Origin of the sequence: Paenibacillus hubeiensis, assembly GCF_032334105.1 — a bacterium.
In the GTDB taxonomy this organism is placed as follows: domain Bacteria; phylum Bacillota; class Bacilli; order Paenibacillales; family Paenibacillaceae; genus Paenibacillus; species Paenibacillus hubeiensis.
Window position 1 is genome coordinate 111,707 of the sequence record NZ_JAVYAE020000007.1, and the last position, 20,104, is coordinate 131,810.

Genomic DNA, 20,104 nt, shown 5'->3' on the forward strand with positions numbered 1-20,104 from the left:
AAATCCATTATATCGGCACCATGTTTCCAAAAAGAACGAGGTTGTATCGTAGTTGTAACATTTGCGCGATGGGGCTGGTCAAGTTTGGGAACTGGCGACAGAATAAAAGAAGAAGCTGGGTGAAAAGGAACGTTTCACCGCAGCATGGTTAGGGTTGAGGCCCGAATCGGGGCAGACGATAAATAGACAGGGAGATTCCGAAAGCATATGAGACCTAAACGGATTTTGATCATTGAAGACGAGGAGGGTATTCGCGACATTTTATCGTATTCGCTGCGCAAGGAAGGTTTCGAGATTCATGAAGCGGCGACCGGCAGAGGCGGACTTTCACAACTGGAACAGCACCAGCCGGACCTGGTATTGCTGGACCTGATGCTGCCGGACATGAGCGGATTCGATATATGCAGGCATTTGTCCGTGACGACCCGGACGCCGGTCATCATGATTACGGCCAAGTCGGACATGCTGGACAAGGTGCTCGGCATGGAGCTTGGGGCAGACGATTATATCACGAAGCCGTTCGACATTCGCGAGGTTGTGGCGCGCATTCGTGCCATTTTCCGCCGCATCGGGCTCATCGGCGAGACGCTGGAACAGCCTGTCCGCGAGGCCACGCGCCTTGGCAGGCATATCGAAATTTACCGGGACGAGCGCGAAGTGTGGAAGGACGGCGAACGCGTGCTGCTGACCAACAAGGAGTACGACCTGCTGATGTTTCTTGTGGAACATAACCGCAAGGTGTTTACCCGTTCCGAGCTGCTGGACAAAGTGTGGGGATTCGAATTTGCCGGGGATACCCGCACGGTGGATATCCATGTGCAGCGCATCCGCAAAAAGCTGGATCAAGGCCACGCGGCTGCTTCAATCATCGAGACGGTATTCGGGGTAGGATACAAGCTTGATACCCAGGTGCAGGCATGAGATGGACGATCCAGTTCAAAATGGCAGCCTTGTTTGCCGTGATCGTATTCATCGGATTTGCGGCCCTGCTGCTTGTGTTCAACAAAGTGAGCGAGGACAACATGTACCGCGAGATCGACGAAGATATGGTACAGTTTAAAAAAAATCTGGATATCGCGGTCAATCAATACTTTTTGCTGAAAAATAAACGCATGAACGAAAACGCCATCGAATCCAACGTGGACGACATGGAAAAGCAAATCGGCTTGTCCATCGGGGGTGAGATCGACATCTACCGGGCAGACGGTTCATCGTTCAAATATCCGGCAGGCGATGTTCAGCCGAGCCTCATCTACCGGGCGGATGTGGAGGCGGCGATGAAATCCAACATTGCCTATGGCACCCGGATCAACAAAGGGCATGTCACGGCCAGTTTGTCCGCGCCCTTGATTAGCGAGGACAAGGTAGTCGGCATCATTCGTCTCCAGAAGGATTATTCGAGCCTCTATCGGCGCCATCTACGCTTCCAGGATACGATCAGCGCTTTTGCGATCATAATCTTTGTTTTTGTGTTTTTGGGATCGATTCTGATCTCTCGAAGGATGACGCAGCCGATTCGGGTGCTCACGCAGCATTCGAAGGCGGTGGCGCAAGGCAGCCTCAATCCGGACATCGAGGTGCAGACCCGGGACGAGATCGGCGAGCTGGCCGTCAGCTTCTCCAATATGATTCGGCGGATTCGGCAGCAGATCGATGTTATCGAACGCGAACGCGACGAGGTGAAACAGGTTCAGGAGCGCAGCAAGGTTTTTTTCGATAACGTGACGCATGAATTGAAGACACCGCTCACGACGATTCTGGGATACGCCCAGATTTTGCGGGATAACGGATTTACCGACAAGGCTTTTTTCGAAAAGGGTTTGAATTACATCATCAACGAAAGCCGTCGCTTGAACACGATGGTTGTCGACATTTTGGAAACTTCCGTAGCCGCCGCCCCGGGGCAGACGTTCCGGTTCGAGCGGATCAACGTATCGGCCGTTCTGAAGGAAGCCTGCGACGATATGTCGTTCAAGGCGGCCAAGTACAACATGACGGTCAAGTCGGAGCTGGAAGATCCGCTGTATATGCAGGGGGACGGTGACAAATTAAAGGAAGCGTTTCTTAATGTGCTCGATAATTCCATCAAATACGGATACGTAAATTCGATAATTACAGTGAATGCGTTCCGGATCGGCGGCGAAATCGCCATTTTGATCCGCGATCAAGGGGAAGGGGTTCGAGAAGAAGCGCTGGAGCGCATCTTCGAGCCGTTTTATCGTGATAATGACGTCAACCGGGAAGAAAAGGGCAGTGCGGGTCTCGGCTTGTCCATCGTCAAAAATACGATTGAGCACCATGGAGGGCAGGTCAAGATGACCAGCGTGTTGGGCAGGGGGAGCGAAATGAGAATATTATTGCCGGAGCAGCCCCATGAATAAGGGTTGGAAGTGGTTGAAAGACAAGCGAGACATCGTCCTCTTAGCCGGGATGCTGGTTGCGTTCGTAGGCGGGTTGTACGGCATCGGCAGCTTGTTCGGTATCGTGTCGGCCAAACCGAGATTGGTCGTCCTGCCCGAGAGCCGCGTAGGCGGGGCGCTTGCGCTTGCGCCGGAGCCGGATTCGTCCTTTCGGCTGGAGTCGGCGAGCAAACAGCAGAACGATTTCCCGATGTTCGATTTCCGGGTTGCCGAGCAGAATGCCATTTTTTTGAATCGGTTTCGCGCTTCCTATTCGGGCGTCAAGTTGTCGATGTTATACATGGATGACAATCATGTGAAAGATATCGCGACAAACACCGATTTTGGCATGGCTCTTAGCCCGGACGGCACCAAGGTTGTGTACAGCCGCTACGATGAGAGAAACAAGCCTCAACTATACGCATACGACTGGAAAAAGGGAACGCACCGGAAGCTGAAGGATGACCATGCCTACTGGCGCGAATTCATCGGAGACGATGTGTACGTCGCCTATGATGATGATCAATATAAAAAGGTCGACCTTACCACAGGCGATCAGGATTCGATCATTACCCATCATGAATTGTCCTCGCGTGTGTCAAGGCTCGCCGGAAATACGGCTTCGAAAGACGTTTTGACCATGCCGGAAAGCGTTGCGGTCAGCAAAGACCGACGTTTTTTCTATGTTACGGTCCAGTATGGAGAGAACAAAGAGGGTATTTACCGGATGTCGCTGAAAGACGGCGAGCAGGACGAGCTCCTGGCCAAGACCGAGTACATTCAGGAGTTCAGTGTATTGAATAATGGCAGCATCGTTATGTTGGGCGAGGTGAACGGCACGCACGGGTTATATTTGTACAAGCCGGAGAACAAGGAGTTCAAGCTGCTTCACAAAGGGGACATTTACGGATTCGGCATGGATGAAGACAGGTCGAGGATCGCCTATTTGGACGTGCTGGACAATCAGGAAGGGCAGAATGAGCTGCATGTGGCTTATTTGAAAAACGGGGCATTATCCTCGGATACGGTGATCTACCGCAACATTCAGGATTTCTACAAACTGCTCTGGTCCGGGGATAGTCTGTTTGTCGGAGGCAGCTCCATGGACATGAGCGAAATCTATCGTTTTACGTTCCGGGTATGGTAGGGGCAAATGTAGTAGAAGATAGCAATGATGGGGGTTCCCGTCTGAAAGCAAACGAGCTTTCCGGCGGGAACCTTTCAACTTCTTAATGAGAATTGTTTTCAATTATAATATAATGGGTTGTGGATTCAATGCCATGACCAGACACACAAGCGTATGCTTCTGCATCAACATAGAGGAGGTGAAACGTGCAATGCAGGCGAGCCAGCCATTGCTCGTTTGGAGCCATTCGCATATCCATGTTTTGGACATCCGCCACATTGTGCGGGATCAGGGGGAAACGGGCGCGCCGTACCGGCTGCCGGCCAATTGCTTTTTGTATGCAGTGAAGGGAGAAGCGACGATCCATCTCGGCGATGTGCGCCGGCAAGTCGAACGCTTCCTTATATTGCACGGTACCAAAGGGAGTATTTTGGTGATAGACCGGGTGGAAACCTGCTTCGAATATTACCTGATCTTTTACGGGGCAACCTTGCCGGAACTGCTGAAGCAGCGGTTGCTGCCAGGCAAGGATCGGCAAGGGGCTTATTATCAAAGCTACAGCGTAGCGCCGGTATCCTCGTCCGTATTGCTGCATCAGGTGCAGGAAATGATGGCTGCCTGGGAAAACCAGTCCCGGGACAAGCTTCAGCGGATTCGCGTCAAATCGCTCATGTACCAGTTCGTGTACGAGGTTCTGCAGCAGGCCAATACCAGCGGTGCGCTGCTTGTTCACGACGATCTGGTATCCCGGGCCATCCAGTACATGCATGCCAATTATACCCGTCACATCACGCTGGAGGAGCTGGCTGCGAAGCTGTATTGCAGCACGCGCCACTTCTCCCGGATTTTCAAGAACGAGACCGGAAAAAGCCCGATCGAATACATCATTCATCTGCGGATTGCGAGATCGAAGGAGCTGCTGGTCGGCACGGATGCGACGCTTCAGGAAATCGCCGAAAGCATCGGCCAGCCTGACAGTTATTATTTCAGCAAAATGTTCAAAAAACACGTTGGCGTATCCCCTCTGCGCTATCGAACCGAACATAGATATAGCCCCACTTGTCCATATTTGCCATCCGGGATGGCACGATATGACATGGGAGATCCTTTTTTGGCGCAGTACAGTATTGATAAGGATTATCATTCTTATTTAGATGCTAAAGAGGGGGCTTCATCCATGTTCCGCAACAAAAAGTGGGCAGCAACGATGCTGCTTTGTTTTACAGTAGCGCTCAGCGCTTGCTCGACGGGAAATAGTGGTTCGGGCGGAGCGGCCGGGAATGCGGCAGACAACCAAAGCGGGTCCGTCACCCAGCAAACGGCAACAACGCAATCCGCATCAGGGGACACGGCGGCATCCCAGCCTTATCAAGCTTCCATTGAAACCAAATTTGGCAAGGTGGATATTACGGCCGAGCCGAAGCGTATCGTAGCACTGGGGTGGGGAGATGCGGAAACGGCTCTCAGCCTTGGCGTGGAACCGATCGGTGCCAGCGACTGGGTGGCCTTCGGTGGCGACGGCGTAGGGCCTTGGCTGGAGGGCAGTTACCATACAGCACCAACGATCATTGGAACGTTGGAGCCGGACTATGAGCTGATCGCGAGCCTGGAGCCGGATTTGATCCTTGACGTGAAATCGTCCGGGGATGAGGAGCGCTACAAACGTTTGTCCGAGATCGCGCCTACCCTCGGCATTCCGGAAGGAGGGGACCGTTACAAAACATCCTCCGAAGACCAGCTGCGCATGATTGCCAAGGCGCTCAACAAGGTGGATGAAGGCGAAGCGCTGCTGGCCCAGGTCAATGACGCATTTGCGAAAGCAGCGAGCGATCATCCCGAATTTGCCGGCAAAACGGCAGTGGTCGGGTCCTATCAATCCAGCGGGTTCGGGGCGTATGTTACGGGCAGCACTCGCATCGACTTCATGAAACGTCTCGGCTTCGTGACGAAACAGGAGATCGAAGAGACGGAAAGCACCAACTTTGCGATCAAAGTGGCAGATGAACGCCTCGAGATGCTGGATGCGGACCTGACGGTCATTGTACCGATCGGTGTGGAGCCAAATGCGGTCACCGAGCAACCGCTGTTTCAGAAGATTCCTTCCGTAGCGGATGGCCGGGGATTGGTGCTGGATCGCGAAACATCGCGCGCATTCTCGACGGGAAGCATTCCTGCCTTGCTCTGGACCGTGGAACATCTTGTTCCGCAGCTCGCAGACGCGTTGAACGGGAAGGAGTAATCCATTGATGGCATCATCCAGTCGTTCCATGAAAAAAGGCAGGCCGGAGGAAGCCAGACACGCGCAAAACACGAAAGCGGCAGTGACAAGGACGGCAGGGCTGCTCGCCCTGCTGATCCTGCTCGCGGGCGGCGTGGTGATCAGCCTCATGGTTGGCGCCAAGCCGCTTTCTGCTGTTACCGTATGGGCAGCGTTGACCGCTCCTGACGGAAGTTACGATCATACAGCCATACTGGAGGCACGGGTGCCGCGCACGGTGCTCGCCTTGGCGGTGGGGAGCGCGCTGGGCTTGTCCGGTGCGCTTATTCAAGCTTTTACGCGGAATCCGCTCGCCGATCCGGGCATATTGGGCGTCAACGCCGGGGCAGCGTTCGCCGTTGCGGCTGGAATAGGCCTGTTCTCGGTGACGAGTATGACGGGATACATGTGGTTTGCCTTTGCGGGAGCGCTGCTGGCTACGATGGCTGTGTATGTGATCAGCGGCGGCGCAGGGAGAGTCTCGCCAACGCCGGTGCAGATTACGCTGGCAGGCGTGGCGATCGGGGCGGCGTTAAGCGGGATCACGACCGTGTTTCGCATGCTGAACAGCGAGGCGTTTTCCCAGATGCTGCAATGGAGCGTCGGTTCTCTGGCGAGAAGAAGCCTGAGCGATCTTTGGCCCGTGCTGCCGTTCATGATCGTTGGCGTGCTGCTTGCCCTCGCCGTATCGCCGGCGCTTAATGCCGTGGCTCTTGGAGATGAACGGGCCGCGTCGATGGGCGTGCACATTCAGCGGACCCGGATCATCTGCCTGATCGCGGTTACCCTTCTGGCTGGCGGAGCCACCGCCGTCGCCGGACCGGTCGGGTTCCTCGGACTGATGGTGCCGCACTGCGTGCGCTGGTTCGTCGGCCCGGACCAACGTTGGATTTTCCTCTATTCGCTGGTGGCGGCACCGCTTCTGCTGCTTGTGTCGGATGTCCTTGGCCGGGTCGTTATGCCGCCTGCCGAAATTCCGGTAGGCATCATTACGGCATTTCTCGGCGCGCCGATCCTGATTCTGTTGATTCGAAGAAAAAAAGCAAGCGGCCTGTAGACCAGACCAATGCCATTAAGTTCGACTTATCTTCATGACATTGTCTATAAACGGGTTGGCATGATAAAGGGGATGAGACGATTGCGACCTGTTCAAGCCGGTCGCCGCGAGTGGGCAGTGACTTGGCCGATCAAGATCAGGCTGGGGGTCAAGGCGCTGCTGGCTACCCTGGCGATGCTCGGCATCGTCATCGCGCTCGGCGTTCTTTCGCTGATGGTGGGCACGATGCCGGTAAGCGTGGCAGACGTGTTTCGGGCCATAATGGGCCATGCCGAGGGTATGGTGCGGACCGTTGTGGTGGAGTGGAGGCTGCCCAGAGCCATTGCCGCCATGGTGTTTGGCGCAGCGCTCGGAGCGAGCGGGGCGATCTTCCAGTCGCTGACCAAAAATCCGCTCGGATCGCCAGACATCATCGGGTTCAGCTCCGGTTCTTATACGGGGGCGCTGCTGGTGCTGCTGGGCACGGGAACCGTATCCTTTGCGGCTGTAGCTTCAGGAGCGATTCTGGGCGGAATCGGCACGGCCGTGATCGTGTATGCGTTGGCTTTTCGCGGGGGCTCCAAAGGATTCCGCCTGATCATTGTCGGGATCGGCATATCCGCCATGCTGGGCAGCCTCAATTCCATGCTGCTTCTGCGCAGCGACCCGGATGCGGCGTTTGCGGCCGCGGCGTGGGGCGTCGGTTCATTGAACGGCGTTAGTTGGGAACAAGTGCTGCCTGCATCGGTTGTGGCTGTTGTGCTTCTTTTGGGTGCGATGTTACAGACAAGGCCTTTGCGAGAAATGGAGCTGGGGGACGATACGGCCATGGCGCATGGCGTTGCGGTGGAAAAAAGCCGCTTCCTGCTTATTGCCACGGCTGTGGCCTTGACGGCTGTGCCGACGGCGGTGATCGGTCCCGTGTCCTTCGTTGCGCTGGCCGCGCCGCAGATGGCCAAAAGGCTTGCGGGAGCATCGCGCAGCTTGATGCCTGCCGCAGCTATGGGTGCATTGATGATGCTGGGCGCCGATTTTGCGGCGCAGCGGCTGATACGCGGAACGGTGTTTCCGGTCGGCGTTGTAACGTTGTCGCTGGGCGGATTGTATCTGGTGTGGCTGCTGTTCATGCAGGCGAGAAAAAATGGGTCCGGTTCAGGCAAGTAGGTTGGAGAGGAAGGGGACGAATCCGGTAATCATGACAATTTCCGAACATAAAAAAGCGGGACACGGCGCGGCGGCTGCCTCGCCACTGCGGGCCGAAACGTTAAGTGTCCAATATGACAAACGCACGATCATCGAAAGCCTGTCGGTCACGATCCCGCTGAATTCGTTCACGGTCATCATCGGTCCGAATGCCTGTGGAAAGTCCACGCTGCTGCGGGCGCTGTCCGGCCTGCTGAAGCCGGAGCGCGGGCATGTGATGCTGGACGGGAAGGAGCTCGCGACGTATAAAGCGAAAGAGGTCGCCCGCCGATTGGGGCTGCTGCCCCAGACGGCCATCGCCCCAGACGGCATTGCGGTAGCCGATCTGGTTGCTCGTGGCCGATATCCGCACCAGAGCATTTTCAGGCAGTGGACGGAAGCAGATGAACAGATTGTTGCAGGGGCCATGGAAGCTACGGGCACGAGCAGCCTGGCTGGGCGGCTGGTGGACGAGCTCTCCGGCGGCCAGCGCCAGCGGGTATGGGTCGCGATGGCCTTGGCGCAGCAAACGCCATTGCTGCTGCTGGACGAACCGACGACGTTTCTGGACATCGCGCATCAGATCGAGCTGATGGAACTGTTCACGGAGCTGAATGCGGACGGGCATACGCTGGTGGCGGTGCTGCATGATTTGAATCATGCGGCCAGATACGCCACACATCTCATCGCCATGAAAAACGGCGCCATTGTGGCGCAGGGAGATCCGCGGGACATCGTGACCGAGGCGCTGGTCGAGGAGGTATTCGATTTACCTTGCAAAGTCATCGAGGATCCGGTGACGGGTACACCGCTTGTCGTGCCTATCGGCAAACGTCGGGCGTGATGCAGGACATAGGCTCTGTATGTGTTGGCAAGCGGGAAAAAGCAACCCGATTCACTGAAACGAAACGGCAGTCGCGGTTCTTTTTTTGATACATAACGTTAAGAAGTTGAAGGTTGACCTGTACGTCATGAAAGTGGCGCGGGTCGACCTTTTTTTATGGGTATAGGAAGAGGTGATGACAAGTCTAACGGAAGGGCAAAACGGCTGTGGGCTGTGGGCAAAACGTTGTGGCAAAACGTTGTTGGCAAGACGTAAGACGCTGTAGGCAAGACGTTGTAGACAAAACGCTGTGGATGAAGACGCAGCTTGAAAACCACCATGCCGATTATGGCGTAACGAACCTGAAACGTCTTATATGGTCGATTTCCGTCCTTTTCGTTTTCTTACGAACCTGACACACGTTATTACGCCTAAATGAGCCCTTTTTGGCCTGATTTACCCTAAATAAGACGCCAGAAGTTCGTTAGAGTTCAAGAGTGTGGCACATTGGGGGAGAGCACCCAAGAAGTATCTAAGGAGCACCCGAGAAGCACCCTAGAAGCATCCGATGCGACAAACAGTACGAACCAGGAATACCAGCAAGACGCACAAATAAAGAGTACCGACAAAGAGTACCACCAAAGAACACCACCAAAGAACGCCAACAAGGATCACCTACACATATCTGGGTTCGCCTAAGGAAAAAGCGTCTCCTTTGCAAGAGGGCCTACCCTCACCGAATCGCATCCTGCCTTAATACCATAGCTTGCAGGCATTATTGCCAAACTTGTAAGAGAGCGGGCCAATAAAAGATTCTCCCTCCAAGATTGCAGAAGGCTACTCAAGTTGTGTAATGGCAACATAGACCCTCCTACCTCAACGCCCCTCCCATGTACGCGTCATCCCCATATGTTACAAATTGGATACATCCGCCGTCAGGACGGATACATCTCGCCACTATAATCAAGGTGTACATAACGATGGGAACCCATCCGCACGTCTGCGAACTATCGGAGTTCGCCAGAGTTTTTCCGGTTGCCGGTCCCGGCGAGGAGAGAAGTTGAGGTAAGGCGAGGTAAGGAAAGGAAAGGAAAGGAAGATGAACGATTGGCAGCAATGTTACGGGTAGAACAGGTATCGCACGCATTTCGCAACGCCAAGGAAAGTGTGCCGGTGCTTCAGGATATCAACCTCACGGTGGAAAAGGGAACGATGGTTGCGCTTCTCGGCAGCTCGGGCTCCGGCAAATCAACCCTGCTTAACTTGATGGCCGGGCTGATGAAGCCGGACCAAGGCAAGATCTGGATCGCCGATCAGGATATCGTGCGCCTGGGCGAGAACCGGCTGGCCGAGTTTCGGCGCAGCCATATCGGTTTTATTTTCCAGTCGTATGAACTGCTGTCCAACCTGACGGTACGCGAAAATGTGGAGCTTCCGCTTGTATTTATGGGAGTAAGCCCATCCAAGCGCAAAACCAAAGCTTTAAGCCTGCTGGAACAGGTGGGGCTCGCCCCCAAGGCTGCTCTGTTCCCTTCCCAGCTATCCGGCGGGCAGCAGCAGCGCGTCAGCATCGCGCGTTCGCTCATTACCGAGCCGTCGGTTATTTTTGCCGATGAGCCGACAGGGAATTTGGATACGGAGACGGAGGAAGAGATCATTACCATTTTGCAGCGGTTGAATCGGGAAATGCGGACTACGTTCGTCATCGTGACCCATGAGGCGGAAGTCGCTGAACAGATGCAGGTCGTGCTTACGCTTCAGCAGGGACGTCTCGTTCGCGAAACCGTGCAGCAAGCCGGAGTAAAGGAGAAGTAACGTGAGAATTTGGGATGTAACCCGCATGGCATGGGGGCAAATCGTTCGCAGGAAAGTGGTGACCCTGCTCTGCATGATCGGCTTGTCCATCGGCTCGGCCGCAATGATCATTGCGCTCAGCGTAGGGCAATCCATTCAGGCGTATAGCGAGCAGACGCTAAATGCGAATTACAAGATGGACGAAATCACGGTCAGGCCGAATGAAGGCATTCGCACCGGCGGCGCGAGCCGCCAGACCTCGACGTTTGAACGGGGCGCGTTGACGCCGGAGAAAATCGGAATTATCCAGCGGCTCCCGCACGTCATCGCCGTAGCTCCGATGCTGAAGCTGGACATGGTGGAGATGGTGCTGCCCGACGGACGAAGCTCTTATGTGGAGGCGATCGGCACGGAGCTCGGGACGCTGGGCGGATTCGGATACAAGTATGCGCAGGGAAGCGGAGCGGCGGGTGGCGGACGAACAGCCGTTGCAAGTTACGGGGCAACATTCGGACTCGTCGACCCCAAAGTGACGCAAAAATTGTTCGAGCAGTTGAACAACGATCCATATAACAACGACCTGCTCCAGCAATACATGGAGATGGCGTCCAAGCAGGACAAGCTCGTGCAGGAACGGGTGCAATTCAGGTACGAGGATATGGCGAATCCCGGCAAAAGCAGAACAAGCGGCTCCGTGCGGGTGACCGGGGAGCTGGCTCAGCCAGCGAACATGAGCGGCGAAAGCGCCCGGAACGATAAAAAAATATATATGCCGCTCGATACGGCGCGTGCGCTGCAGGATGAGCTCGGCATGCAGCGGGCGGACGGAAAGGCCGCCGCCCGCCTGAATTCCGCCTTGGTCAAAGTCGAGGACAAACGTTATGTTGCCCAAGTGGAACAACAGATCCAGAAGCTGATGCTGAATACGGAAAGCAACCTGTTCCAGGAAGAGGCTTTGGCAGGCCAACTCGCGATGTACCAGAAGGCAGCCATCGGCATCGGCGGCTTCATCATGGTGCTGGCGTCTTTGTCGATCATCGTGGCGATGATCATGTCGACCCACCAACGCCGCAAACAGATCGGCGTAATGAAGGTGCTGGGCGCCAATCTGTGGCAGGTACGCCAGATGTTCATTGCCGAGGCAGCCATGCTTGGACTGATGGGCGGCTTGGCCGGCGTAGGCATCGCGTTTGCCGCGCTTGGCGGCGTGAACGGCCTGCTGGCAAGCCAGATGGCCGACCAGCAGAACGGGCCGATGACGGTGATCATTCAGCAGTCGGCCTTGCCGCAGGGCATTTTGTTTGCCGTCCTGGTAGGCATCGTTTCGGGCATCTACCCGGCCATCAGCGCGTCACGAACCAATGCGCTTAGCGTGATCAAGTCAGGATGACCAAGCTCCGGCTCAAGCTCAAGCTCAAGCTCAAGAGCGGATCATGTACAAGGTCCGGCCAATCACTTTATCAGCGAAAGGGAACATGCAGCAATGAAAAAATGGATCAACGTCATCGTAACCGTGGCGATTATGGCAGGGGCGGGTTACTGGCTATATGAGAAATACAAACCGCAGCCGGAAGCTCCCATCGAGGTTCCGCCGCCGATTACGTTCGAAGTCACCCGGCAAACGATGACCCAGACGATACAGGTAAAAGGAAAGTCGGTCTACACGGACCAGACGGACGTTTTTGCGCCATACGCCGCAAGCATCAAACAATGGAACGTGAAGAACGGGCAGCAGGTGAAGAAAGGAGACGTGCTGTTTACGCTGGATACTTCGACGCTTCAAACGGAGGTCCAGCAGCTGCAAAGCGATCTGGAGAAGGCGAAGCTGGAAATCGAAATCAATCAGGTGACCATGGATCAAGCCGACATGAGCGCATCGTTCGGCGTAACCGAGGAAGAACGCAAAAAGGCGTTTGCCGACCGGGAGAGTAAACGCATGACCAATGAGCTGAACCAGAAAGCAATCGCCTTGAAAGAACAGGACATACAGAAGAAGCAAGAGGTCATCGGCAGGGCGACCGTGTACGCTCCGGCATCGGGCATTTTCCAGTTGAACGATTCCGACACGAAGACCCGCATGGTCAGCGAAGGCCAGTCCGTAGGCAGCATCACGAACACGTCCAAGCTGCAATTCATGGCGGTCATCGGCGAAGAGGAACTGTTTACGCTCAAACCCGGCATGCCGGTAAAAGTTCGCATGACGGCCAATAAAGAGCCGGAGTTCACGGGCAAGGTGAGCAAGGTATCCAAATTCGCCCGCAAAGGCTCCGACGCCGACCTCAAGCAGGCTTCCCAGTTCGATATCGTCATTGACCTGAAGCCGGATGCCCGGATGTATGGCGGAGTCAGTCTTGAGGGAGAGATTGAAACGGCGCGCAAGGACAAAGCCACCGTCGTTTCAAGCCTCGCCATCATGCGCGATCAAGCCGAACCTTACGTGCTGCTCGACAAAGGAAACGGGCAGACCGAGCCGCGAACCGTGAAAACCGGCATGGAGTCGGGGGACCAGACCGAAGTGATTAGCGGATTGAAGCCAGGGGATATCGTGGTTTTACCTTAACGGCGATGAATCCAATCGGTGTCGAGCATGGCATCTGCCGAAAAATAAGGACAAGCCGGGCAAAGAGAACCGTTTTTGCCCGGCTTGTTTGTTGCCGTTGATTTTCTTCTAAAAAATATAAAATATTTTAATTAATTCAATTTACAGTAATATTTTCATAGGGTATAATCGATTCAAAAGGAGGTGAACATGCCGTGTAAGGTTCAAACGAGCGAAACCGCCAGATCATGTGCTTCCATTAACTTCAATTTAGTAAGCGCTTACTCGCAGTCGGTCAACCACCTCATCACGAATACCCGCAATCACCCTCAGAGCAGCATCCACATTTGCCCATTTCTTTGCATCGGTTCGGTTTTACTTACAGACTTCGACGCAACAAAGCATCGCTAATCTCCTTTCAGTGCCTGACCTTCAACGTTTCATTTATCCATCGAGAGCTCCTGTATACGTAGACGAACTTTCCGGCCTGTCCAACTTGCCATGGAATCGTTCGATCCATCGCATGGTTCATAAGCAAGCATTATCAAATTGTTTACGGAGGTGTGCCTGCCAATACCCATCCATACATCAGGGCGTTCTCTACCGGGCATGTTCATCTTGCCGACCCAGAGGATCAGTCATGAGGTAACATCCAATCCAAAAGGAGAAAGGTGGAATTATAATGGCAAAGAGGAAAACGATACCGGGAAGCCCGGCGGGAAGGAAAAAGCTGTTTCGCAAAAGCATCAAACAAGTGCTTGCAGGAGCTTTGCTGGCTGCGGGCATCTTCCCGGGCATGACTGCGGACACGATCCGGGCAGCGGAGGCGCATGTGGACAATCCGTTCGTAGGTGCCACCGCGTACGTCAATCAGGATTATTCGGCCCTGGTGGACACGTCGATTGCACAGACGTCCGACACGGCGCTCAAAGCCAAGATGGAAACGGTAAAATCGTATCCGACCGCCGTCTGGGTCGATCGCATCGCGGCAATCTATGGCGGTGCCGACAATGCGGGCCGCAAAAGCGTGGAGCAGCATCTGGACGCGGTCCTCGCGCAGAAGCAGCCCGGCGTGCCGATTACGGCCACGTTTGTCATCTATAACCTGCCTGGCCGGGATTGCCACGCGCTGGCCTCCAACGGCGAGCTGCCTTTGACGCAGGCTGCGCTTCAAACGTACAAAACGGAGTACATTGATGTACTCGCCGATATTTTTGCAGACCCGAAATACCAGGATATCCGCATCGTCGCGGTCATTGAGCCGGACAGCTTGCCGAACCTGGTCACCAACCTGAGCACGCCGGCCTGCGCGCAAGCGAGTTCCACCGGCATCTATGAAGAGGGCGTGCAATACGCGATCAATAAACTTCATGCCATTCCGAACGTATACAACTATCTGGACATCGGCCATTCCGGCTGGCTCGGCTGGGACAACAACCGTACAGGCGCCATTGCGCTCTATACCGATGTTGTGCAAGGAACGACGTCCGGCTTGAACAGCGTGGACGGCTTCATTACCAACACGGCCAATACGACGCCGCTGCATGAGCCGAACCTGCCGAACCCGGATCTGAACATTGGCGGCCAGCCGATCCGTTCATCCGATTTCTACGAATGGAATCCGTATTTCGACGAAACCGATTTTACCGCCGCCCTCTATAACGGGTTTGTGCAGGCAGGATGGCCAAGCAGCATCGGCTTCCTCATCGATACGAGCCGCAATGGCTGGGGCGGGCCGAATCGGCCTTCCACCGCGTCGGGCAGCAATATCAACACCTACGTCGACTCCGGACGCGTCGATCGCCGCGACCATCGGGGCAACTGGTGCAACAACAGCGGAGCAGGCATCGGGCAGCCGCCGCAGGCAGCACCGGGGGCCGCTCATCTGGACGCCTATGTATGGGTCAAGCCTCCGGGCGAGTCGGACGGCTCCAGCTCCGCCATTCCGAACAATGAAGGCAAGGGCTTCGACCGGATGTGCGATCCCACGTTCGTCACCCGGGATGGCGTTCTGACCGGCGCGCTGCCGAATGCACCGATTTCCGGGCACTGGTTCCATGACCAATTCGTTATGCTCGTGCAGAACGCGTTTCCGGTGATCCCGGCGAGCAATGGCGGCGGATCTACGCCGGGCAACGGCGAAACGGCGCCTTCGGCACCTGCATCACTGACGGCGACGGCCGGCAACGGTCAAGTGACTTTAAGCTGGAGCGCGTCTTCCGGAGCAACGAGTTATCATGTAAAACGCGCGACGAATGCATCGGGTCCATACGCAACGGTGGCCGCGAACGTGACTGCAGCATCGTACACGGATACGGGCCTGAACAATGGTACGACGTACCATTACGTGGTAAGCGCGGTGAATGCGGCAGGCGAGAGCAGCCCTTCCGTCGCCGCGACGGCAACGCCGCAGAGCGTGGTCGTTCCCACAGGTGATCTGGTGGTGCAATACCATGCAGGAGATACCAATGCGGCCGATAATCAGATCAAACCCTATTTCAATATCAAAAATACGGGAAATACGGTCGTAAACCTGAGCGACTTGAAGCTTCGCTATTACTTTACGAAAGAAGGCAGCGCCGCGATGGATTCAGCCATCGATTATGCCCAGATCGGAGGCAGCAACATCCAGCGCACGTTTGCGGATGGGTATGTGGAGCTCAGCTTCACGGCAGGGGCAGGCAGCATTCCGGCTGGCGGACAATCGGGGGATATCCAGCTGCGGATGTACAAAACAGACTGGAGCAATTTTGACGAAACCGACGATTATTCCTACGATCCGACCAAAACTTCTTATCAAGATTGGAGCAAGGTAACCCTTTATAAAGACGGAAGCCTGGTATGGGGCATTGAGCCTTGAGGCTACTGCCGAGGCAGTGCTCAGCGTTTTGAAAGAGCTTGGATAACAAGGACAAAACCGCGATCCTCTGGCAAGGAGGATGGCGGTTTTTCCTTTATTTCAAATTTTAAACACTGAATAGTGCCTATTTTGCACTGAAAATTAACTATATTGAGACAGGAACGGGCTCTATAATAATAGCCGATGGGCAGATCAAAAAGTATGCTCTAACCATTTCGTCAGGTTGCCAGGGATCAGGCTTGGCAGCGGGGGCCGAAGGATGAAAGGGGGATCGGATCGATGGCCTGCGGCAGATCGTATGCCGCAATGCAAAGAAAGGCATTTTTTTATTTCAAGCAAAATGTAAGCGTATCCATTCAAAGATGAATGAAATCTGGCTGATTCTTCAATAGAGCGGCCAAACGTTCCAAAGCTTGATCATGAAGCTGCTGCAGCATCACCGATTCGGTCTAAGGGAGAGTGAAGGTGGATGAATTCGGAAAGACACATGTCAAGGTTTCAGAACAAGGTATCGCCATTGTACTCAAAACGTGGAAAGACACGCATGCCTTTGGCGGCAAAAGTGCTTTCCTCCGCGCTTAGCGCAGCTTTGCTTCTGGCAGGCACTTCAGGAATCGCCGGGGCGACAGCGCCATCCGTTAGCGGTTCGGCTGATGTTGAACTGCAATCCAACAAAGGAGGCGGTCAGGTGAAAAGCATTCAGCTCGAATACCTGGATCGGGGGCTGGTCGCCGCATCGACATCCGAGGGTGTGTTTCTCAGCTGGAGGCTGCTGGCGGACGAAGCAACGGGATACAGCGACAAGGGGTTGACGGGAACGGACTTTAACGTTTACCGCGACGGCAAGAAGATCGCGACCGTAACGGACAGCACCAATTATGTCGATCCGGCAGGCAAAACGTCCTCCAAGTACCAGGTCGCCGCCGTGAACTCCAAAGGCAAGGAAAGCAAAAAAAGCGATGCCGTCAAACCTTGGGCCAACGGATATATCGATCTGCCATTGCAGAAACCTGCCGATGGTGTGACTCCTGCCGGAGAAGCCTATACGTATTCCGCCAATGACATGAGCGTCGGAGATGTGAACGGCGACGGCCAATACGAGTTTTTCGTCAAATGGGATCCATCCAATGCCAAGGACGTTTCGCAAAAAGGATATACCGGCAGCACTTACGTCGATTGTTACACGCTGGACGGGCAGCTGTTGTACCGGATCGATCTCGGGGTCAACATCCGTTCGGGTGCTCATTATACGCAGATGCTCGTTTATGATTTCGACGGGGACGGCAAGGCTGAATTGATGTTCAAAACCGCTCCCGGCACCAAAATCATCAAATACAACAAAAAAGGCAAAGTCACTTCCGAGAAATACATCACCCTGCCGAAGGAGGACCGCAAAGCGGGCTATTCGAACGAGGATGATTACCGTCTGAGCGCAAAAGGATATTACGATCATGTAGTGCAGATGTTCCGGAACTGGCATAAGCACGAGGAAGTCGTCAAGGGGAACTGGCCTGCCACGCTGGAGGAAGCCTTCGGCATCGAGAAAAAGTATACGTATCCTCTCTCCCAGCAGGATGCGGAGAGCTTGGCCGACTACTTTATGGACGTGTACGCGCCGGAACGGAGCGCACGGAACGATCTGCGCACGTTTGAAGGTTTCATCCTGAACGGGCCGGAATACGTGACCGTCTTTGAAGGCGAATCCGGCAAAGAGCTGCAGACCGTGCCTTATGAACCGGAAAGGCATGATGATGGCCTGATGTGGGGCGATTACGCGATGGCGCGCATCGAACCCGGCAACCGGGTAGACCGGTTCCTGGCAGGGGTGGCTTATCTGGACGGCAAGAAGCCTTCCGCTATTTTCGCGCGCGGATACTATACTCGCTCTACAATGGTCGCTTACAACTGGGATGGCAAGAAGCTGAAGAAGGAATGGAAGGTGGACAGCGGCTGGACGCCGATGAAAAATCCGTTCAACGACGGGCCTCATGGCGTAGACGGCACAGATCCGCAGTACGGTTCGATCACAACGCAGGGAGCCCACTATTTCAGCGTGGCCGACGTGGACGGGGACGGCAAGCAGGAAATCGTGTACGGCTCGGCCACGATTGACCATGACGGCAGCGTCTTGTACAGTTCCACCGACGTCATGCCGCCGGAGAGCGCTGCGCCGGGGACGGTGGCCCGCTTGGGACACGGCGACGCGATTCATGTGGCGGACATCGATCCGGATCGTCCGGGGCTCGAAATTTTCATGGTGCATGAAGGCGGCCCTTGGGCTCCGTACGGTTATTCGCTAAGAGACGCCAAGACCGGCGAAGTGATCTATGGCGGGTATACCGGCAAAGATACCGGACGCGGCATGGTCGGCGACGTTGACCCGACGCGCAGGGGCCTCGAAACGTGGGCCGTAGGCCTGTGGACAGCCGATGGCCAGAAGATCAGCGATACGGCTCCGGGTACCAACATGAGCATCCGTTGGGCAGGCAACATGACGACCCAGATCGTGGACGGCGCGATCGACGTGACGCCGACGATCAAGGATTGGACGCGCGGCACGCTGCTCACCGCCACGGGCACGCTGACGAACAACCATACGAAAGGAACGCCGTCGCTCGTTGCGGACATTTTCGGCGACTGGCGCGAGGAGATGCTCGTTCGCACGGCAGACAGCTCCGCGATCCGCATCTACCTGAGCACCGAGCTAACGGATCGCAAGCTGTACACGCTGATGCATGACGCGATGTACCGTGTGGGCATCGCCGGCCAGAACAGCGGGTATAACCAGCCTTCGTATCCGTCGTTCTACATGGCTTCGGACATCGACTGGTCGAAGGTGCCGCTGCCAAAGTTCCATACGCCAGGCAAAGGTAAAGGCGACAAGTAAGTAAGGTAACCGGTAAACGAATCTCCAATAAGGCAAGGAAAGACAAAGGCTTTGACGGGCCACGAACTGCTTGAGGCAGGCATCTCGGGTCCCGTCAGGGCCTTATTTTCGTTTTTCCAAGAAACAGGCTCACAATGCTGTGCCCCAAGGGTTAACAATAACGAAAAACTGAATACGCGCTGCATCGCAAGAGCCGCAGAATTCATGCCTGACATTGCTCGTGAAATTTCGCCCATCGCGGTGCGCCGCTTGGACGAACGCGAAGCCAGTGAATTTCATTCGCAGAAGGATTCATGACAGATGTGAAACGCAAGCAAAGTCCGACAGGCGATACCGTCCGTTTTCATGAATCAGCCGCGTGATGGAGCACTCCGGCACAAGCTGGCTCTGCTTGGCGATAAACGCATCGTGCCATACGTTCAGCTCATCTTCGCGGAACAAGTGAACCAGCAAATCAGTGATCAAGCCACCATGCGTAACAATAACAATATTGCGATCATCATCGGATGATGCAGCCGATACGGCACCAAGCTCGTTCAGGCTTTCGGCGAACCGCATCCCGGCCTGCCGGGCGGAGTCGCCCATCGGTGGCGCATAATCGGGATCGCGCGTGCAGCGATCCCACATCTCGACGAATTGCTCCAGCGTCTGGCCGGGCAGATCCCCCCAGTTTGCCCGCTCTCTCAGGCGTACGTCCTCCATCAACGGCGCTTGGATCCGTGCAGCAATGCAGTCGGCCGTTTGCCGCGCCCGCCGGAGCGGACTGGTTACGATGAGGTCAGTGGGCATTGGAGCCAATATGCGTGCGACGGCTTGGGCCTGCCGTATGCCTTCGGCGGTAAGGGGAACGTCACCGATCGCCTGCTCTTTGAGCCCATGCCTGACCAGATAGAAAGTATGGGTAACCATGAAATAACCTCCTTTACAAATATAACAGGATTCATGAATTCATAATTAGATAATAATCTAATTATATAATCGACTAATTTATATTTGCAATCCTGAATATTGAATGTCAGCGCGCATCTTCTCCTTCTTATGCAATGCCACCTAATAATCACGCGGCGGGTTAGAACAAGTTCGAAGCGTTCTCAGGCCCCCAATTTTCTGTTCTCCCTTTTACAAAAGCTTAACATCGTGATGATATCGGGCTAATCCTTCCTCCGTAACATAAGTGGCATGTGGGATCGTTCCCACTGTG

13 protein-coding genes are annotated in these 20,104 nt (G+C 55.0%); 12 read left to right on the plus strand and 1 reads right to left on the minus strand.

Annotated features, from left to right (window positions below):
• The first annotated feature begins 207 nt into the window (after positions 1-207).
• The 12 genes from RSX24_RS18815 to RSX24_RS18870 all read left to right on the plus strand — a co-directional run bounded on the left by RSX24_RS18815 (position 208) and on the right by RSX24_RS18870 (position 18,903).
• Positions 208-921: a response regulator transcription factor gene (locus RSX24_RS18815; RefSeq protein WP_343261481.1), complete on the plus strand. Its 714-nt coding sequence runs from the start codon at positions 208-210 to the stop codon at positions 919-921.
• Positions 918-2,381 (plus strand): sensor histidine kinase, encoded by a 1,464-nt coding sequence (locus tag RSX24_RS18820; protein ID WP_343261482.1) that lies wholly within the window; start codon positions 918-920, stop codon positions 2,379-2,381. The genes RSX24_RS18815 and RSX24_RS18820 overlap by 4 nt, the downstream gene beginning before the upstream one ends.
• Positions 2,374-3,546 (plus strand): hypothetical protein, encoded by a 1,173-nt coding sequence (locus RSX24_RS18825; protein WP_343261483.1) that lies wholly within the window; start codon positions 2,374-2,376, stop codon positions 3,544-3,546. Before RSX24_RS18820 ends, RSX24_RS18825 begins: the two co-directional genes overlap by 8 nt.
• 190 nt (positions 3,547-3,736) lie before the next feature.
• Positions 3,737-5,764 carry an ABC transporter substrate-binding protein gene (locus RSX24_RS18830; RefSeq protein WP_343261484.1) on the plus strand — a complete coding sequence of 676 codons (2,028 nt, stop codon included), beginning with the start codon at positions 3,737-3,739 and terminating at the stop codon, positions 5,762-5,764.
• Between the two features lie 7 nt (positions 5,765-5,771).
• Entirely contained in the window at positions 5,772-6,839 is a 1,068-nt protein-coding gene (locus RSX24_RS18835; protein ID WP_236420235.1) for a FecCD family ABC transporter permease, read from the plus strand.
• An 81-nt stretch (positions 6,840-6,920) separates the two neighbouring features.
• A complete protein-coding gene (locus tag RSX24_RS18840) occupies positions 6,921-7,982 on the plus strand; it encodes a FecCD family ABC transporter permease (RefSeq protein ID WP_343261485.1) in 1,062 nt (353 codons plus the stop codon).
• 31 nt (positions 7,983-8,013) lie between these two features.
• Positions 8,014-8,844 (plus strand): ABC transporter ATP-binding protein, encoded by an 831-nt coding sequence (locus RSX24_RS18845; RefSeq protein WP_343261486.1) that lies wholly within the window; start codon positions 8,014-8,016, stop codon positions 8,842-8,844.
• Between the two features lie 1,095 nt (positions 8,845-9,939).
• A complete protein-coding gene (locus RSX24_RS18850) occupies positions 9,940-10,638 on the plus strand; it encodes an ABC transporter ATP-binding protein (RefSeq protein WP_343261578.1) in 699 nt (232 codons plus the stop codon).
• A gap of 1 nt (position 10,639) precedes the next feature.
• On the plus strand, positions 10,640-12,007 hold the full coding sequence (locus tag RSX24_RS18855; protein ID WP_343261487.1) for an ABC transporter permease: 1,368 nt from the start codon (positions 10,640-10,642) through the stop codon (positions 12,005-12,007).
• Positions 12,008-12,100: 93 nt separating this feature from the next.
• The gene (locus tag RSX24_RS18860) at positions 12,101-13,177 is read left to right on the plus strand and encodes an efflux RND transporter periplasmic adaptor subunit (protein WP_343261488.1); all 1,077 of its coding nucleotides are present in this window, start codon (positions 12,101-12,103) and stop codon (positions 13,175-13,177) included.
• A gap of 661 nt (positions 13,178-13,838) precedes the next feature.
• Complete coding sequence (locus RSX24_RS18865) at positions 13,839-16,016, plus strand: glycoside hydrolase family 6 protein (RefSeq protein WP_343261489.1); 2,178 nt, start codon at positions 13,839-13,841, stop codon at positions 16,014-16,016.
• A 544-nt stretch (positions 16,017-16,560) separates the two neighbouring features.
• Positions 16,561-18,903: a rhamnogalacturonan lyase gene (locus RSX24_RS18870; RefSeq protein WP_343261579.1), complete on the plus strand. Its 2,343-nt coding sequence runs from the start codon at positions 16,561-16,563 to the stop codon at positions 18,901-18,903.
• 291 nt (positions 18,904-19,194) lie between these two features.
• Here RSX24_RS18870 and RSX24_RS18875 read toward each other — a convergent pair whose 3' ends face one another.
• Positions 19,195-19,812 carry a histidine phosphatase family protein gene (locus RSX24_RS18875; protein WP_343261490.1) on the minus strand — a complete coding sequence of 206 codons (618 nt, stop codon included), beginning with the start codon at positions 19,810-19,812 and terminating at the stop codon, positions 19,195-19,197.
• Positions 19,813-20,104 lie beyond the last annotated feature (292 nt).

Bases quoted from the DNA above. Each gene is read 5' to 3' on its own strand.
- RSX24_RS18815 (WP_343261481.1), top strand. From the start codon at position 208: ATGAGACCTAAACGGATTTTGATCATTGAAGACGAGGAGGGTATTCGC.
- RSX24_RS18820 (WP_343261482.1), top strand. From the start codon at position 918: ATGAGATGGACGATCCAGTTCAAAATGGCAGCCTTGTTTGCCGTGATC.
- RSX24_RS18825 (WP_343261483.1), top strand. From the start codon at position 2,374: ATGAATAAGGGTTGGAAGTGGTTGAAAGACAAGCGAGACATCGTCCTC.
- RSX24_RS18830 (WP_343261484.1), top strand. From the start codon at position 3,737: ATGCAGGCGAGCCAGCCATTGCTCGTTTGGAGCCATTCGCATATCCAT.
- RSX24_RS18835 (WP_236420235.1), top strand. From the start codon at position 5,772: ATGGCATCATCCAGTCGTTCCATGAAAAAAGGCAGGCCGGAGGAAGCC.
- RSX24_RS18845 (WP_343261486.1), top strand. From the start codon at position 8,014: ATGACAATTTCCGAACATAAAAAAGCGGGACACGGCGCGGCGGCTGCC.
- RSX24_RS18850 (WP_343261578.1), top strand. From the start codon at position 9,940: ATGTTACGGGTAGAACAGGTATCGCACGCATTTCGCAACGCCAAGGAA.
- RSX24_RS18860 (WP_343261488.1), top strand. From the start codon at position 12,101: ATGAAAAAATGGATCAACGTCATCGTAACCGTGGCGATTATGGCAGGG.
- RSX24_RS18865 (WP_343261489.1), top strand. From the start codon at position 13,839: ATGGCAAAGAGGAAAACGATACCGGGAAGCCCGGCGGGAAGGAAAAAG.
- RSX24_RS18870 (WP_343261579.1), top strand. From the start codon at position 16,561: ATGCCTTTGGCGGCAAAAGTGCTTTCCTCCGCGCTTAGCGCAGCTTTG.
- RSX24_RS18875 (WP_343261490.1), bottom strand. From the start codon at position 19,812: ATGGTTACCCATACTTTCTATCTGGTCAGGCATGGGCTCAAAGAGCAG.